This is a genomic window from Paenibacillus taichungensis (assembly GCF_047302525.1).
Taxonomy (GTDB): domain Bacteria; phylum Bacillota; class Bacilli; order Paenibacillales; family Paenibacillaceae; genus Paenibacillus; species Paenibacillus taichungensis_B.
Map to the genome: position 1 here is coordinate 3,823,632 of NZ_CP168020.1, position 17,094 is coordinate 3,840,725.

Genomic DNA, 17,094 nt, shown 5'->3' on the forward strand with positions numbered 1-17,094 from the left:
TCAAATCCGTTTCCTGTGACATTATTTAATTCTTTGGAGGTCTATTATAGCCTTTGTCTCCGTAGGGCTGTAACTTCTGAAGCCACGGCTTCAGGATTTGTTTTTGTTCCCAACGAATATCCGTCACCTTATCGATTTCCTTCTGCTCCAGAACCTCATAAGTGAATGTATCTTCTCCGAATTCTCTCCATTCTTTTTGCAACTGGGCATTCGCAAATCTTCCTTGATCCAGTTGCATCTGCAGAGTAAACCATTTGTTTTTCAAGTTGGGATAGCTGTCGATATAGATTTTTCCGTTTACTTTGTTTTTAATTTGGGCTACGCCCATATACGTCTTGATCTGCTTGTATTCCTCCAGCAGCTCCCTGCGCTTATTCATATCCATGTCTCTCTCTCTCCTTATTGTTGCTAATGAACTTATTTCTTCTTTCAATGACAATAGGGAGCAATAGTAGCGCACCGATCATCACAAAAACACCACTCGCTATAAATACACTAAGCAGGGAAAATGTATCCTTGAGATATCCGGAGGTAAGCATGCCAATCACCATCATTCCCATAAAAATCGGCATGATCGTTCCGGATACCCGGCCAATAAATGCCCCTTCCGTATTCCGCACAAGAAGCGTCTGAATTCCACCTTGGATACAAGGGAAGAACAAACCGCTGATTACGAGGAAAATAATGGTTAACCAAATTTGTGTTGATGCGCCCATTCCAACCGTACAGTTGGCACTAACAAGTAAGCCGACTAAAAGCAATAACTGTGGCTTTACTTTTTTAGCGATCGTCATAATTACAGCACCTCCGACCAACATGGCCGCCCCATTTGCCATTACGAGCCATTGTAAGAATTCTTTATCCTGACCTAAATTTTCAATGACAAGAAAGAGCTGAAGCGGCTGAGTCAGTCCTGATGCCAAACCAACTGCCGAGAAGGTTAATCCAAGTGTTCTCAAGGATTTATTCGCCCTGATATAACGCAGGCCATCCGTCAGTTCTTTGACGAAGCCACCGGTATTCCCTGATCTTGCTTCATCTACATCCCGGGGAAGCCATGATAATACGAGCGAAGAGCCCAGAAACATAACAGCTGTCAGGATGAGCGATACGCTAATGCCAAACTTAATGAAAATAAACGTGCCGATGACCGGCCCCAAAACCATAAAGACAGCAACAAGCGTTTGGGACATTGCCATAACGCCCTGCAATTGTTCGGCTGGTACATGACGTTTGTACAGTTTCATCGCGGAAGGTTGAGAAAACTGTGACAAGCTGGCAGAAACGAAAGATCCAATCAGAAGTGCAATCCATCCACCATTCATGACCGCAAGCAACACAACGCCCACGGACAAACCTGATAACAAATCGCTCCATACCATTGTTTTTTTCGGCCGCCATCGATCGGCAAAGGTACCGCCAATCAGGCCAAATATAAAGATCGGTGAAAATTCCGCTACCGAAATCAGTGATATATCAACCGGATTATTATGCGTCAATTCGGAAACATAAAGAAGAACGGCATAATTCCGGATCCAAATTCCGAGTTGCAAGAGCACCCGGGAGAGGATAATTGTTCGAACATATGGATTGGCAAACATGTTAATACCCCATATCCTTTAAGTTTTTTGCTAACGTGCGCACCCGTTCACTATTCATTTCATCTTAAAGCAACGGCTTCTTTCATTCCCCCCTCCTATTCTCCACTTTTTTATTTAGTAAATTACTAATTTACTAATTTACTAAATCACGGCTTTATTTTATACAGGATATCTTCCTTCGTCAACCGTTTTTTTGAATGCTTCCTTTTTACTTCTGTTTTTGAACAAAAAAGTGATCCATGGGAAACAGGTGCTGTTAGCTTATTTTCACAATATTTTTTGTGGTAGAAATGTATCCAAAAAAACAAAAAAAGCCGCTAAAATAGCGGCTTTCCGTGCTCGAACATGTATGATTATGTCGGTTCAATTTTGCTTACTCAATAAATAGTCACACTTGTGGACCAGAGAGCAGACTTCAGGGCAACTAATTGGGACTTGGAATCGAATAGTCTACTTTAGGAGCGGTGGCTCCCTCCGGCTTCAATTGAATGGACCGCTGGCAGATCGCTGTGATCACAAAAGCCATCAGAGCTAGTATCACAGCTACTGGTGGCACCCACTTCACCCCACCTAAATTGACAGCAAGCCCGCCAATTCCGGAGCCGAGTGCTATCCCCACGTTTGCTGCCACGGGTAGCAATGTGGACGCAAACGTTCTGGAATTCGGCGCGATCGCTCCGGAGACGTCGAACAGATAGAGCTGGGACGCTGCGCTCATGGATGATGACAGGCAACCGATCAGGAACAGGAACGCCAAGCCCAGCCACAGGTGAGACACGGTGAAGCTGAGTCCCAGAAAGATAGCAGCTTGAATGACGAAAAGCCATTTAAGCTTGGGCAAGAAATCTCCTTTGGCTATTTTGGCACCGATCCAGTTGCTCAGTATGCTGCAGGCACCGTAGATGAGGAGTACAGCACTAATCCAACGTGCAGGTACATCCATGGACTGCCCGAGCAACGGGGTAATATACGTAAAGATTACAAAAATACAACTGTTTCCAAGAACCGGAATCAAACAGGCCAGCAATATGCGCGGCTTCATAAATAGCGCCATCTGATCACTGAATGAACCGGCAATGGTCATCGTTTGTCGCGGAAGAATCCGGAACATGAATATGAATGGCACCACCCCGATGCATGCTGTAACAACAAACGTCATGGACCAGTTCAGATGCTGTCCGATGAAGGTGCCGAGCGGTACACCAAGCACATTGGCGATGGAAAAGCCACCCAGTATCCAGGCAATCGCTTCCCCTCTTCGTTCCCGGTTAACTGCGTCGCTTGCAATCGAGATCGAAAGCGATATCGTAAGTCCGCATGCTACGGCTGAAACGATCCGAATAACCATCAAGGAATAGAACGTTGTTGAGAAAATGGTAAGTACGTTCAAGGCAAGCACGACTGCAAACCCGATTAAAATGGAGTTTCTTCGGGGAATTTTGGCCAAGAAAGCAACGGCAAACGGTGTTCCGATCGCATAGGCAATGGCGAAGCCGGATACGAGCGCGCCTGCGGCAGCCAGCGATACTTTCATATAGGTTTCGATTTCCTTCAATACGCCCACAATCACGTATTCGGTTGTTCCCAATACAAAGCTAACTAATGTAAGTGTTAAAATAAGTAAATTTTCTCTTTTTCTAGTCACAAATAAGCCCTCACAATTCTCTCTAATGTTGCAAGCGTTTCATTTTCTCAAATGGATCCTATTCTTAACAAATTTTGCTTTCACATCCCTTCAATTCGATATATAGTACATATTATTGAATAGTGAAATTGTACTGTCTGACATGCTAGGCGACAATCAAGGTTGTTGTGATCTTCATCCAAAACATTATGTATATTGTCATTTCACCACAGAATCTTGAAGGGAAGACATTAATGAATACACGCCATGAGCCCGACCGACTGCATGAAGATCAAGATTGCATTATTATTTATGTAGGGAAGTTGGCAGACAATCCACATTGGAGTTTTCCGACCCACAAGCATGACGATTTGCATGAGATTATTTACGTTAATGAGGGTCAGGGTTCGTTCACGATTGATGGGACAAAGCACTCAGCTCAAACGGGAGATCTTCTTATTTATAACAAAGGAACACTTCACGAGGAAAAATCGGACCCCGAGTTCCCTTTATCCACCTTTTATTGCGGCTTTCGTTTCAAAGAGGGTACCCGTGCCAACAATGATTGGGTTGTTCCTCCCGGTAGCGAGCCAGTCGTTCGTGCCAATCGTTATTCGGAAGAGATCCGTTCGTTAATGCAGACCATGTTCAATGAATTTTCAATCCGGGAAGAAGGATACAACTCTATTTCCCATCATCTACTGAATGCCGTTCTGCTGATTATCGATCGCATGTCTCACCATCAGCGCACAGCAAATGAGATCGTTCGGAGCAATACCCTCGCTGAAAGCATCAAAGACTATTTGGATACGAACTATCGTCAAAATATTAAGCTGAAGGACTTGGCGGACCAATTCCATATCGACTTCTACTACTTGATCCATATGTATAAAAATTGCTACGGTACCTCCCCCTATCATTACCTCATTCAGCGAAGAATGGGAGAAGCGACCCGATTGTTGGTTTCGACCAAGAAAAAAGTATGGGAAATCTCCAAGTTGGTCGGGTACGAGAATCCGAACTACTTTACGATTCTATTTACCAAAACGGTCGGTGAATCTCCGAGAAGTTTCCGCAAAAGAAATCAGAAGGACATGTTCGGTGACCCTTCCAACTAAAAAACAGGTAGCCCTCCGGCTACCTGTTCCTGTTTTGTCATACGTCAATAAGAGTATGTCCTTTTTTACTGGCAAGTCCTTATATTTGCCACTCATGTTTTATAATTGAAGTGCTTCATTAGGGGCTTCATCCGAGTCTGGTTCAACATGAACATGAACAGTGTATACCTCATGTTCCTTTAACAATTCGTCTTCTACATTTGTTGAAATATCATGAGCTTTCTGAAGATCCAAATCCGATCGTACAAGAATTACCACATCGACAACGGCATTATTACCGTAATTCCGGGCTCTTAAATCTTTAACCGCCTCTACGCCATCTACGTTGGCAATTGTACTCCTGTATTCCTTGATTAGCTCTTCGTCAAATCCATCTGTAAGATGGTGTGTTGCTTCACGAAAAATGTCCCAAGCGGTTTTACATATTAGAAAGCCCACCGCTACAGCTGTTAATGGGTCGAGCCATGGTAGGCCGAATTGGGAACCAATAATCCCTATAACTGTCCCTATACTAACCCAAGCATCAGAGATATTGTCTTTTGCAGCTGCCATAACTGCCTGGCTCTTGATCTTCAAAGCAAGTCTTTTGTTATATCGGTAAACCAGATACATCACAGCGGCACAGAAAATGCCTGTCCATGCTGCGATGATGTCCGGAGATTCGCTTTTCCCCTGGAATACGGATGTAATCGCTCCGTAAAGCACTTGTAGCCCAACTACCATCATTATGAAAGACGCAACCAGTGAGGCAACGGTCTCTGCTTTCCAATGTCCGTATGTATGATCTTTATCAGCAGGTCGTTGAGCAAGTCTCAGACCGATAAGAACCGTGATCGAAGCTATAATATCGGTAGCATTGTTTAACCCGTCGGCTTTCAAAGCTTCGGAGTTAGACATATAACCGATAATCATTTTGATTGCAGTCAAACAAATATAAGCAATAATACTGATGATTGCTCCCTTTTCACCCAATTTTAAGTTGTCGTACTTTATTTGCTCCACTAACGTAATCCCCCTGATTCCACCTGTTTTCTAGACTTGTACGATAGTATCATCACGATGTTGTGTGGGTCTAGAGAAACGTTTTGAACCAAGTAAAACAATGTCTGCACAACGAAAGAGTTTGACCTCGGCCAAAAAAAGTTGCGATAAGTAAACTTTTAGATATTGTGAATTGCCCCCTTTATCCACTCACAATGCTCCTCTCCACTTCGGTCTGCCCCACCTTTTCCGCCATATTGCTTGACTCTGGTATCGTACCAGGGTTTATCGTGATGTATAACAAATATGGCTTTACGAATCAGGAGTGGATGAAGATGATGTTGCAAAAACAGTTTGACCAAGTGTTTGAAATTATGAAGCAATCGTTTCCCGAAGCCGAATATCGGGAATATTCAGAACAGAAGAAGCTGCTGTCCCATTCATGCTATCGCCTTCTTACAGAGGAAAATGAGCAAAATGAAGTGATTGGCTTTCTCACAGGATGGGAGTTCGAGTCGTTCAGATATGTTGAGCATTTGGCTGTTTCCCCGAACATTCGTGGAGGCGGCATAGGCAAGCGGTTAATGGAGCGTTTCATGAAGCAGTCCACCAAGGCGGTTATATTGGAAGTTGAATTACCAGAAGATGAGCTGAAGCGGAGAAGGATCGGATTTTATGAGCGCCTGGGATTCTGCCTGGGGGACCATTCTTATGTTCAGCCGCCCCTTCGTGCTGTAAGGCAGCAAACCTTATCTTTACAGATCATGAGTTATCCGGAAAAGTTGACCCCGACACAATTTGAAATGGTGAGAAAATTGCTGTATAAGGAAGTGTATGGCGCGACTTCAGCATACGCGCACGCATATAATAGCTAAGTGCAAATGAGGAAGAAAACCAATGAAAAATGATTATAAAATCAATGAAATCTCGAAGCTTTACGGAATAGGTGTTGATGCACTGCGTTATTACGAAAAATTAGGGCTGCTGGAGCCCCGGCGAGACGGAAACGGGTATCGTCTGTATAGCCTCCAGGATATGTATAAGCTGAATATCATCCGGGACCTGCGCCAGTTGGATTTTACCATGCAACAGATCAAAGCTTATTTGGATCAGCAAAGTGTCGAAAATACGCTTGAATTGTTATTCACTGAACAGGAACTAATTAAGGAACAAATTGCAAAGCTCGAAACTACGCAGCGTATTATTCAGGGCAGAATCAAGGTATTGACTGATGCAAGCAAAATTCAGACTGGGGTTTTCTCCATCAAAACATATCCTGACCGGCTGTGTCTGCAGCTCAATACACGCATAACTAGGGATGAGGAGATGGATTATGCCATTAAGAAGCTGCATCAAAAGCATAAAAGTCACATTCCGGACTTCGGTAACCAATTGTATGGTGCATCTGTGTCGCTAGAGGAATTAAAACATGGCGTGAGAGATGTTTTTAACTCTGTCTTCTTTATCTTTAATCCTGGCGATGCCGAGAGGATCGATTATGATTACAGCCTGCCAGCTGGTGATTATCTGTCGCTCTTTTATCGGGGTAACTACCGTCAAAGTCATGAAAAAATGCTTGAGGTCGTTGCTTATGCGAGTGAAAAAGGGGTCCGTGTAATGGGTGATCCTTTTGAAATTTATGAAATTGATAATCGTGATACAATCATTACCGAGCAATTTCTGACCGAAATACAGTTGCGGATTTGCAAAGAATGATAAACTCCTAAAGGTAGAAGTTATTGGATACGACTTGATACCATAACTTCTACCCTTAACATACAAAAAGCCGCTATATTAGCGACTTTTTGTATGTTAAATCCTTTTCTCCCCGACAGTAAAACTCCTGCTCACTGTAGTAATTAGTGAATATCTTTCTTTTTGAAATTGCCGCCCTTAACTTCGGCTACATCGTAAACTACAATAAAAGCATTGGGATCAATTTCGTGAATGATATCCTTGATTTTGCTTTCTTCCATACGGTTGATTACGCAGGTAATCTCTTTGAATTGTTCATTGGAATAACCACCGTAAGCATCGGTATAGGTTGCTCCACGACCTAACCGGTCACGAATGGTTTCGACCATGATCTCAGGTTGATTGGTGATAATTTTAAAGGTTTTGGAGCCGCTCAAACCTTCTTCAACGATATGTATCACTTTGGAAGCGATGTAATAAGCAAGTGCAGATAGGATCGCCCCTTGAAGACCAAATACAGTGGATACGACAATAAAGACAAACATGTTCAAGAATAAGATTAGATCACTGGTTCCAAAAGGTAATTTTCGTGAAAGCAGGACAGCCAACATATCAATTCCATCCAATGCCCCACCATTACGCAGCGCCAAACCCATACCAAAACCGATGATAATCCCGCCCACAACGGTAATTAACAATGTATCCCCTTGAATAATTGTTGGCACATGGTGCATAAGGCTTGTACCGACAGCTAGCGAGGCAATACCGATAATGGAGTAAATAGCAAAGCTTTTACCTATTTGTTTGTAGCCTAACCATACAAATGGAATGTTGATGATACCAATCAGCATCCCTAACGGTAAACCAAACAGTTGTGAGCCAACGATACTAAGACCTGTCACACCACCGTCTGAGACATTGTTTGGAATTAATATGGCTTCCAGACCATATGAGGTGATAAAAGCCCCGATCATAATCAATAATACTTTGGAGATGATTTTCAGTTTGTTAGATTTTTGCACGTTCCTTTGATTCATTCCTTTTCCCCCTTGGACAATTAACCGATAAAAAATAGTCTATAATAAATATCACTATTTTGGCAAATTAATAATCTTTATTAGCAAGACTGCTTCTGTTGATTGTATCAATTACTCCACAGCTCCAGTGGCGCCGATTCGAAGATCAACTTCTACATCAAAATGGGCTTGGGATAGTTCTTCCCCCCAGTTTGCCTGTGCTTCCTTGTATAAGGGGTAGTGATATGCCCTGGCATAAAACCCAAACCCGAAAGGATCGATATCATAGTCCTGGCACTTTTTGATGAGCGCCTCAATGCTTTTTTTCATTTCCTTACTCAATTTATTTTCCATTTCCTCGGAATTTCCCAAAAGTTCAAACTCAAGGAATTTTTCAGTTATACTGACGATCGACTTCACTTTAATTTTGTATTGAAATCTGCCATTTTCATGAAAGGATTTAGTTTTTACGGAAATGTCACCTAAAGAAAAACTCACTTTGTCGATGTTAAATGGCAATGATTGTTGTAGATCATCAACCTGAAAAGTGAGACTGACCCCTGGCTCAGCTTCATTTTTCAAAATGTGAAGAAGTGTCGTTTCCTGATAGCTCAGAGAAGTTCTGTATTGCCCTTTTTGAGATAAAAGAGTCGTCCCTTTTAGCATGATCTTGTTATTTTCGATCTTGATTTCCGAGATGGATGGCGTCATCGCTCGGTCATACAATTGTCTATGTAGCTCCTGCGCGGTTGTTTTTACAGTAGCTGAACTTCTACTGCCTGAATCGACAATCGCTTTTACAAATAAAGGTAACGGCGGTTGATCTTTTGGTTGAAACTGAAAAATATCCGCAATAGAACCATCAAAAGCAACGATGCGATCGGTAATCGTATTGCGAGGATCGCGGAACGTGACATCAAGCACTTTAAACCAATCCTTATATTGAAGCAATTGTTTTCCTACAATAATGACTTGAAAATTACGTCCCGCAAGCGAACCCGGAAATTGGGCATCCTGCTGATTCCTCGACTGTCTTAAACCTTCTGCTATTCCTCCCCCCTCGCGGCTTTTCTTTTGAATGTCTTTACTGAATACAGGTGCAGATATATAATAATGGAGCTTTTTATCTATGACATCCAAACCAAGAGCCAAAGGAACCGTTGCATCTTCTAAATTGGTTTTGTCATTGGCGCAACCTGCGAGCGCTGCCAATAAAATGCAGGACACACTCGAGATAATGAATTTCCCACCCCATCTCATGTGCGTAGCCCCCCTCCCATCTTTTTGCGGATCGCTACATACAGAAGAACGCCCGCAGGCAGAGCAAACTCCATCATAAATCCAATGTAATTGAGTGCGTAGTTTATTTGGGCAGATTCGATAAAGCTAGGACGATAGAGGAAAAAGCTAATTTCAATGACAATACACCACACTGCAAGGTGGTATCTTTCCTGACCTTTTCCTACCAGCGACGCTGAGCACCTCGATACAAGATACATGGAGGGAATCCATATGCATGAGAACACAAACAGATAAAATGCAATGAATAGCACTTCCACCCGCTCAATAAACTGGAATTCAATGGACTTCATAATGCTAATCACCGGGTCGTTATACTCCCCGATCTCATCAGGGCTAAAATACACGTAACAAATCAGGGTGATTCCCAAGTAAACCATGCAAGTGAGCGTGTTTGATATCACCATGGCAGGCAATGCCTTTTCTTTGTTAACTAGATGGGGATAGAGAAACAAAACTAAACCGATGCCGAGCATTGGATAGATCATAAATTTTATGGATGAAAGAACTGGAAACCATCCCTCTTTAAAGATGGGCAGTAAATAGAGCCAATGGGCATGACTCAGCGTAGATACATAAATGAACGGAATCCATATGGAGAGCATCGTGACAATTTCACTGTACCGCCCAATCGCCTGAAAGCCATGCTGCGCAATCTGAAACGTGGGGATGAGCAGCAGCAGGACTAGAATATAGATATATGTGCTTGGCAATAACCATAATTTAATGACAAGTGAGGCAATCATATAACCGTCATATGCCAGAAGCAAATAATAGGCCAAAAATATAAAAGCAGCCACTTTTGCTGCCCACACGCCGATATAACGCTGAATCAATTCGAGTATTGAGCTGTTGGGATTATATTTCATTACCTTGACGATCGGTACGGAGGCCAACGTCGCCAGTCCCCAGCCCAAGATAACCACCAGCCAACCATCCGTCCCCGCATGCCTTGCGAGCTCTCTTGGAAGAGACAAAAAAGCAACGCTGATTTGGAAAGTAGAAATAATAAGAATGAATTGAAGCATAGTTACCGGACGAAAAGTCTTCATGTGCTAGTTTTTCTCCTTCCATCCTCTGCTTTTCCCCTGGCGTCTTGACTGACGTGATTGCGTGCTTACGGGACGGTTGTTCATCATCCACAACGGTACCCTTAATAAGGTATCCTTCCAATCCGCGGCCCTAAATGGAGCTATAGGTGTGCTATAGGAGGTATTGAGGGAGTTTAATGTTATTAATCGGCCGACGATGGTCATCATGCCCACGACCAGTCCGATGAACCCAAACCAGGTAGCGAGTACCATCATCATGAACCGCATGATGCGTACAGCTGCCATCATGTCTTGATTGGGAATAATAAAAGATGAGATAGCTGTAAAAGCAACGACGATAACCATTACATTGCTGATCAGCCCAGCCTGAACAATCGCCTGCCCAATGACAATACCTCCGACAATCCCTACGGTCTGCCCTACCGGAGCTGGAAGCCGAACCCCCGCTTCCCTTAGCATCTCAAGCGTGATTTCCATAATGATTGCCTCAACGAATGGGGGGAATGGAACTTGCCCCCTTGATTCACCAAGCGTTAATAACAGCTTCATCGGTATAATCTCAAAATGAAATGAAATGACTGATATAAAAAATCCAGGCAAAAAAATCGCGATGAAAAAGGCAAAGATACGTAAAATTCTAAGAAATGACGAAATGGACCATCTGGAACTGTAATCATCAACCGTCTGAAAAAAGGACATGAAGGTAACAGGTGCTACCAACACACTGGGCGAACCGTCGACCACAACGACACATCGGCCTTGCAGTATTTGAGAAGCGGCCGTATCCGGCCTCTCTGTCGTAATGATTTGGGGTAGCAAGGCAAGCGGTTGGTCTTCAATAAATTCAGCTAATTCCCCAGTGTTAATAATGGCATCCACATCTATGGATTGAATCCGTTCTTCGAGTACTTTAATCATCTCCGGTTTCGCCACATCTTCCAAATAAAGCAAGGATACTTCCGTTTGGCCTCGCTTCCCAACGATATACCGCTTGAGCTTTAACTCTTTGTCCGCGATATAACGGCGGATCATGGCTATATTTTGAGAACCGGTTTCAATAAATCCTTGATGGGCCCCTTTCAGTGATGGCTCCTGCTGAGGATCCTCAATCGCTCGCTGCGGAAAACCTTTTGTATCTAGTGCATAGGCAACACTTCTTCCTTCGATAAACAGCACGCTATAGCCGAGGATAATGGAAAGTTTGAGATCATCCCACTTGGAATACGGCTTCATATATCCAACCGTTGTTATGAAGTCTCCGGAGGGGTTTCCGGTTTCGAGCTGAAGCGGAGCAAGAACATCATGATTAAGCGACGTTTTGTCTGTCAATTCTTCCATATAGATGATGGTAGCTTGTTCTCCAGTTTGTTTTATGCATAGCTTTCGAATGATCAGATCGGGAGTATCCGTAAAGATTTCTTCAATTCTACGGATGGATTCGTCCAAACTTTTGGTGATGCTTTCTTCTTTCCTGTTCATGGCAGATTGTTCATCCACTACCCTAGCCTCCCTTCTTCCAGCAACTTTTCCTTATTATGACGATTATTGGAGACGATATGCATTCCACTGAAATCTACATCAAAGTTAGTCCACAAAACCTATTTTATGTAAAGAAAAATGTAACAGTTGTCCTTTCAGTCAGGAAAAATATACATCAAGTCAATATAAAAAAGACGCTCCTAGTACCAAATTGGATTGGTAAAGGAAGCGTCTTATATTCGATCATTTCCTAACAGAAACGGATTTATTATAAAATAGACCACTCTGTCTGAAAACGAAGTATAAAGTAAGAAATGATTAAGTTAAGCCAATCTCATTTTGAAGTCCTGATAGCCGAACTCGCGAACCACTTCGCAATCGCCATCTTTTCTTTTCACTGCAATGGCTGGCAGCGGCATGCCGTTAAATGTATTGGTTTTGACCATGGAATAGATCGCCATGTCCTCAAATACCAATCTGTCACCCGTTTTGAGTGGTTGGTCAAACGAATAATCGCCGATCACATCACCCGACAGGCAAGTTTGTCCACCCAGACGATACAGGTGAGGTTTTTCTCCCGCTTCTCCCGAACCGATAAGCGGTGGGCGATACGGCATTTCCAGCACGTCCGGCATGTGGCATGTGGCCGAGGTATCCAGAATGGCAATGTCCATACCGTTCTTGTGGAAATCGAGCACAGAAGTCACCAGGAAACCCGCATTCAGCGCAACCGCTTCGCCCGGCTCCAGATATACTTCCAGGTCATATTTCTCCTGCATGCGTTTGATACAAGCTTCCAGTCTTGGAATGTCGTAATCCTCGCGTGTGATGTGGTGTCCACCGCCGAAGTTGATCCATTCCATTTGTGGCAGCCATTGTCCAAACTTCTCTTCTACCGCATTCAGCGTCGTTTCCAGATCGTCTGAATTTTGCTGGCACAAAGTATGAAAATGCAGTCCGGAGACTCCTTCCAAGAGCTCCGCACGGAAATCCTCTTGTTTGGCACCAAAACGGGAACCAGGAGCACATGGATCGTAAATCTCATGACCCTCCTGGGTTGAGCATTCAGGGTTAATACGCAGGCCCACTTTGCGGCCAGCCTGAAGCGCTTTGCCCTTGAATTTCTCCAGTTGGGAGAATGAATTGAAGATAATATGATCAGAAATCGAAAGGATTTCATCAATCTCATCTTCGCGATAGGCCGGGGCAAAGACATGGTTCTCTTTGCCCATCTCCTCATGACCGAGGCGGGCTTCATACAGCCCGCTTGCCGTTGCACCGCTCAGATATTCTCCAATGAGCGGATACATCGTGGTCATGGAAAATGCTTTCTGAGCCAGCACGATTTTGGCTCCTGTACGTTGCATGACACCGTTCAGGATTTTGAGATTTCTTTCGATAAGTCCTTCGTCAACAACAAAACATGGCGTCGGTAATTGCTCAAACCGCATCTTAACGAACAAGCTCCGATTCTTTGACTTCTTCTGGCAGTTCGTCAACGAGTACTGGATTGAAATCTTCAACCCAAGGGAGACCCCATTTGTTCAACTCTTCCATGAATGGATCTGGGTTGAACTCTTCAACGTTGTATACGCCTGGTTTGTTCCATTTACCAGTCATCACCATTGCTGCACCAATCATGGCTGGAACACCTGTTGTGTAAGAGATGGCTTGGGAACCCACTTCTTTGTAGCATTCTTGGTGATCGCAAATGTTATAAACGTAGTACGTTTTGTCTTTGCCGTCTTTTTTACCTTTGAAAATGCAGCCGATGTTCGTTTTGCCCACAGTACGTGGTCCAAGGGACGCCGGATCTGGCAGTACCGCCTTCAGGAATTGCAGCGGAATGATTTGTTTGCCTTCGTATTCGATAGGTTCGATCGAAGTCATGCCTACATTTTCAAGTGCTTTCAAGTGCGTAAGGTAGCTTTGACCAAATGTCATGAAGAAACGAATGCGTTTCAGACCAGGCATGTTTTTAGCCAGGGACTCCAGCTCTTCATGATAAAGCAGGTACATGTCTTTCTCGCCAACTTCTTTGAAGTCATAGACACGTTTAATTTCCATTGGTTTCGTTTCGATCCATTCACCTTTTTCCCAGTATCTTCCGTTAGCCGAAACTTCGCGGATGTTGATTTCAGGGTTGAAGTTGGTTGCAAACGGATAGCCGTGATCCCCACCATTGCAGTCGAGAATGTCAATATATTCAATCTCGTCAAAGTAATGTTTCAGGGCATACGCAGAGAATACACCGGTAACACCTGGGTCAAATCCACTGCCAAGCAGAGCTGTAATTCCCGCTTTTTCAAAGCGCTCTTTGTAATCCCATTGCCATTTGTATTCGAATTTTGCCGTATCTTCCGGCTCATAGTTGGCTGTATCCATGTAATTAGTTTTAGTTGCAAGGCAAGCATCCATGATTGTCAGGTCTTGGTAAGGCAATGCCAGGTTCATGACAAGATCCGGTTTAACTTCGTTGATGAGGGCGATCAGTTCGTCAACGTTGTCGGCATCCACTTGAGCTGTCGTTATTTTTGTTTTGCCGCCGTCCAGCTTGGCTTTAAGATCGTCACATTTGGATTTCGTACGACTTGCGATGCAGATTTCCTCGAATACTTCGCTGTTTTGAACGCATTTATGAACTGCTACTGAAGCTACGCCGCCGGCGCCGATGATTAGTGCTTTTCCCATTTTCCATTCTCCTAACCCAATATGAATTTTTTTAAAATTAACTTCATTATTTTTCTCATTTTTCAACTTTTCGCCCGTTTTGAACCAACAAAAAAAGCAAGGTGAAAAATGCCCCAAACGCGCATCATCACACTTGCTTGTCGATATACATCATTAAAAAGACGCAAAGTTCCCATAACTAAAAAAGTTCAAAAGAACTCCTCTAGCGGAAAGCTTCTTCATGTATATCAATATCAGATCAGAGTCTATATAGCAAATAATTCGCCTTTACCACTCTTATTGACCGTTTCACAAGTTGATGTGCAGATGCACTGGTTGTAAAGTAACCAACTTATAAAATTTGAGCTTTTAACTCAATCAATAAGGCAACATAAGTTGCCAATCGGCGTTTGACCCGGCTGTCCGTATGGCCTTAACTTCCTTAAGAGAAGTGGTCAAAAATTATCTGCTGGAAAGACCTGATTTATGTTGATATATCTGCTTTCCAAAATCACAGGTCTTACAATATCAGATACATTGAAAAAAATCAAGCAATCACTAAAAAATAATTATTTCATCATATTGGAACACACATTTCGCTCATAAACATACTTGATTATTGTGGCGAATCTTTCGCCTCAGAATGCCATGTTGAAACGCCTAAATCTAAAGGTTTCATAGTCCAAATCGTTCATTACAAATTTAATTTTTGATCGGAAACCATCCTGGAGTACTGATTATTTTTTTCCACAAATGATCAGAAATTCCTAATTGGCCCTGATCATTTAAAGTTATCTCCGTACGAATTTCACTTTCCCTGCCTTGTGCTATTTTTCTAACCCAATTCGGATCGATAATGAGTTCTCGGCCAAGTGCTATAAATGGGGCACCAGATTGTAACGCTCTAAGGGCCTCGTCCGGTGTTTTGATTCCACCTACACCGATCACAGGCACTCTTTGGCTCACGAGCTCATAAATGATTTCCATTCTGGAGCGATTGTCCTCTACTCCCCGTCTGGGCTTTGACCAAAAGTCCATTAAAGAAACATGCAAATAATCCAAATTTTTATTGGCGAGTGCATCCACCAATTCTAGTGTATCGGCCATCGTAATACCAGGTGTCATTTCTTCTTCTGGTGAACAGCGATATCCGACAAGAAACGGCCGTTTGGCGTGTTGATTCACCACTTTTTTTACTTCATCTACAATAGCGAGCGGAAACGCCATTCGTTTGTCCACACTTCCTCCCCAACGATCATCACGTCGGTTCGTGTATGGTGAAAAAAATTGTTGAATAAGAAATCGATTGGCCCCGTGAATCTCTACCCCGTCATAACCAGCCTCGATTGCTCTGCGTGTGCTAGCCCCAAACGCATGAATCATCTCTAAAATCTCCTGCTCCTCAAGTGCTCTGGGCATCACACTCAACCCTTCTTTAGCAACGGCGCTCGCACTTACGATCTCACCATTCGCGACCACTTCAGGCAGACTTTCACGCCCCCCATGAAAGATTTGCAGAATAGCTTTTGCTCCGCCCTTCTTAATTGCAGTTGCCAGGCGTCGTAGGCTTGGGATCATCTCATCACGATCTGCCGCCAGTTCCCCACCAAATACCGTGCCATTAGGTGCGACTAATGTACTCCCGGTGACAGCCATGCCAACACATTTCGAACGACTTTCGTAATACGCGAGCATCGCCTCAGACAGCGTACCGTCTTGCTGAGAGTAAGAAATCGTCATTGGTGCAAGAACGACACGGTTCTTTACTTCGACTCCATTCTTGAAAAGAAACGACTCCATTATCGGTTGATATTTTGAGTTCATAGTTCCACTCCTTAGTTAGTTTTATAATTTCACATTCGTTCGTGTTTGCTGCTGTCTCCTCCTTCCCTTGTAGGACATATGTTATTTGTTGAAGTCGGCTCAAAGTCAAGACATGAATTCAAATGTCGTTTTACTAAGGTTAAAGACTTGACTTGGAGCCGACTCCAAGATGTACAATACCCCCAAGTCTCAATTTCCGGAGGTGCGGAATGATAACCGAGCAAACGTTCACGATAAAACAAACCGCGGAGCTAACTGGATTTTCCGAGGACACGATTCGTTATTACGAAAAGATTCAATTGCTTCGTCAGGCGGACAGGAAGGACAATGGGCATCGCGTCTACCACCAGCAGGACATCCATACGATCAAATTGATAGGCTGCCTTAAAAAAACGGGTATTTCTCTGGAGGCCATGAAGCCATTCTTGAAGCTCTCCACTAATGCTGACCCCAAAGAATACGATGAGTTGGTCGAGGAATTAAGGAGCCAAAGGAATAATATTCTCGGGCAAATCTCATCCCTTCAGCAAATCGTTGATTTTATTGATATCAAGTTGGAGGAAGGTAGGCCACAGCCAGACTGCTCCGATCAAAGTTTAGACAACGTTCTAGAAGAACGCGACGAGAAAACGAACATAAAACCCATTTCCGTTGCAGAGATGAATTATTTCTCTGGAACAGCTTCGAAAATGGGTAAGATCCCAAGTTTAATTAGATAAAAAACGCATCTAAAAA

15 protein-coding genes are annotated in these 17,094 nt (G+C 43.4%); 4 read left to right on the forward strand and 11 right to left on the reverse strand.

All coding sequences use genetic code 11. The features are described 5' to 3' along the window. Window positions 1–25: 25 nt before the first annotated feature. From ACDJ58_RS16980 to ACDJ58_RS16990, 3 genes are all read right to left on the reverse strand, one after another. Entirely contained in the window at window positions 26–385 is a 360-nt protein-coding gene (locus ACDJ58_RS16980; protein ID WP_413372061.1) for a GIY-YIG nuclease family protein, read from the reverse strand. Next, on the reverse strand, window positions 372–1,601 hold the full coding sequence (locus tag ACDJ58_RS16985; RefSeq protein WP_413372062.1) for an MFS transporter: 1,230 nt from the start codon (window positions 1,599–1,601) through the stop codon (window positions 372–374). The genes ACDJ58_RS16980 and ACDJ58_RS16985 overlap by 14 nt, the downstream gene beginning before the upstream one ends. A gap of 424 nt (window positions 1,602–2,025) precedes the next feature. Beyond that, on the reverse strand, window positions 2,026–3,246 hold the full coding sequence (locus tag ACDJ58_RS16990) for an MFS transporter (RefSeq protein ID WP_413372063.1): 1,221 nt from the start codon (window positions 3,244–3,246) through the stop codon (window positions 2,026–2,028). Window positions 3,247–3,479: 233 nt separating this feature from the next. Between ACDJ58_RS16990 and ACDJ58_RS16995 the strand changes: the two genes are divergently transcribed. After that, the gene (locus ACDJ58_RS16995; RefSeq protein ID WP_413372064.1) at window positions 3,480–4,343 is read left to right on the forward strand and encodes an AraC family transcriptional regulator; all 864 of its coding nucleotides are present in this window, start codon (window positions 3,480–3,482) and stop codon (window positions 4,341–4,343) included. 99 nt (window positions 4,344–4,442) lie between these two features. Here ACDJ58_RS16995 and ACDJ58_RS17000 read toward each other — a convergent pair whose 3' ends face one another. Further along, entirely contained in the window at window positions 4,443–5,345 is a 903-nt protein-coding gene (locus ACDJ58_RS17000; RefSeq protein WP_413372066.1) for a cation diffusion facilitator family transporter, read from the reverse strand. Window positions 5,346–5,659: 314 nt separating this feature from the next. On the opposite strand from ACDJ58_RS17000, the gene ACDJ58_RS17005 reads away from it, so the two are divergent. Both ACDJ58_RS17005 and ACDJ58_RS17010 read left to right on the forward strand, forming a co-directional pair. After that, window positions 5,660–6,199: a GNAT family N-acetyltransferase gene (locus ACDJ58_RS17005; RefSeq protein WP_413372067.1), complete on the forward strand. Its 540-nt coding sequence runs from the start codon at window positions 5,660–5,662 to the stop codon at window positions 6,197–6,199. A gap of 22 nt (window positions 6,200–6,221) precedes the next feature. Then, the gene (locus ACDJ58_RS17010) at window positions 6,222–7,040 is read left to right on the forward strand and encodes a MerR family transcriptional regulator (RefSeq protein ID WP_413372068.1); all 819 of its coding nucleotides are present in this window, start codon (window positions 6,222–6,224) and stop codon (window positions 7,038–7,040) included. Between the two features lie 143 nt (window positions 7,041–7,183). On the opposite strand, the gene ACDJ58_RS17015 is transcribed toward ACDJ58_RS17010, so the two are convergent. The 7 genes from ACDJ58_RS17015 to ACDJ58_RS17045 all read right to left on the reverse strand — a co-directional run bounded on the left by ACDJ58_RS17015 (window position 7,184) and on the right by ACDJ58_RS17045 (window position 16,359). Continuing rightward, a complete protein-coding gene (locus ACDJ58_RS17015; RefSeq protein WP_024634073.1) occupies window positions 7,184–8,056 on the reverse strand; it encodes a YitT family protein in 873 nt (290 codons plus the stop codon). 111 nt (window positions 8,057–8,167) lie between these two features. Next, the gene (locus ACDJ58_RS17020) at window positions 8,168–9,295 is read right to left on the reverse strand and encodes a Ger(x)C family spore germination protein (RefSeq protein ID WP_413372069.1); all 1,128 of its coding nucleotides are present in this window, start codon (window positions 9,293–9,295) and stop codon (window positions 8,168–8,170) included. Then, entirely contained in the window at window positions 9,292–10,386 is a 1,095-nt protein-coding gene (locus ACDJ58_RS17025) for a GerAB/ArcD/ProY family transporter (RefSeq protein ID WP_413372070.1), read from the reverse strand. The genes ACDJ58_RS17020 and ACDJ58_RS17025 overlap by 4 nt, the downstream gene beginning before the upstream one ends. A gap of 3 nt (window positions 10,387–10,389) precedes the next feature. Then, complete coding sequence (locus tag ACDJ58_RS17030; RefSeq protein ID WP_413379711.1) at window positions 10,390–11,865, reverse strand: spore germination protein; 1,476 nt, start codon at window positions 11,863–11,865, stop codon at window positions 10,390–10,392. A gap of 323 nt (window positions 11,866–12,188) precedes the next feature. Continuing rightward, the gene (gene nspC, locus ACDJ58_RS17035; RefSeq protein ID WP_413372071.1) at window positions 12,189–13,316 is read right to left on the reverse strand and encodes a carboxynorspermidine decarboxylase; all 1,128 of its coding nucleotides are present in this window, start codon (window positions 13,314–13,316) and stop codon (window positions 12,189–12,191) included. 1 nt (window position 13,317) lies between these two features. Beyond that, window positions 13,318–14,556 (reverse strand): saccharopine dehydrogenase family protein, encoded by a 1,239-nt coding sequence (locus tag ACDJ58_RS17040; RefSeq protein WP_413372072.1) that lies wholly within the window; start codon window positions 14,554–14,556, stop codon window positions 13,318–13,320. Between the two features lie 681 nt (window positions 14,557–15,237). Then, complete coding sequence (locus ACDJ58_RS17045; RefSeq protein WP_413372073.1) at window positions 15,238–16,359, reverse strand: NADH-dependent flavin oxidoreductase; 1,122 nt, start codon at window positions 16,357–16,359, stop codon at window positions 15,238–15,240. Between the two features lie 209 nt (window positions 16,360–16,568). On the opposite strand from ACDJ58_RS17045, the gene ACDJ58_RS17050 reads away from it, so the two are divergent. Further along, complete coding sequence (locus tag ACDJ58_RS17050; protein WP_413372074.1) at window positions 16,569–17,078, forward strand: MerR family transcriptional regulator; 510 nt, start codon at window positions 16,569–16,571, stop codon at window positions 17,076–17,078. Window positions 17,079–17,094: the final 16 nt, after the last annotated feature.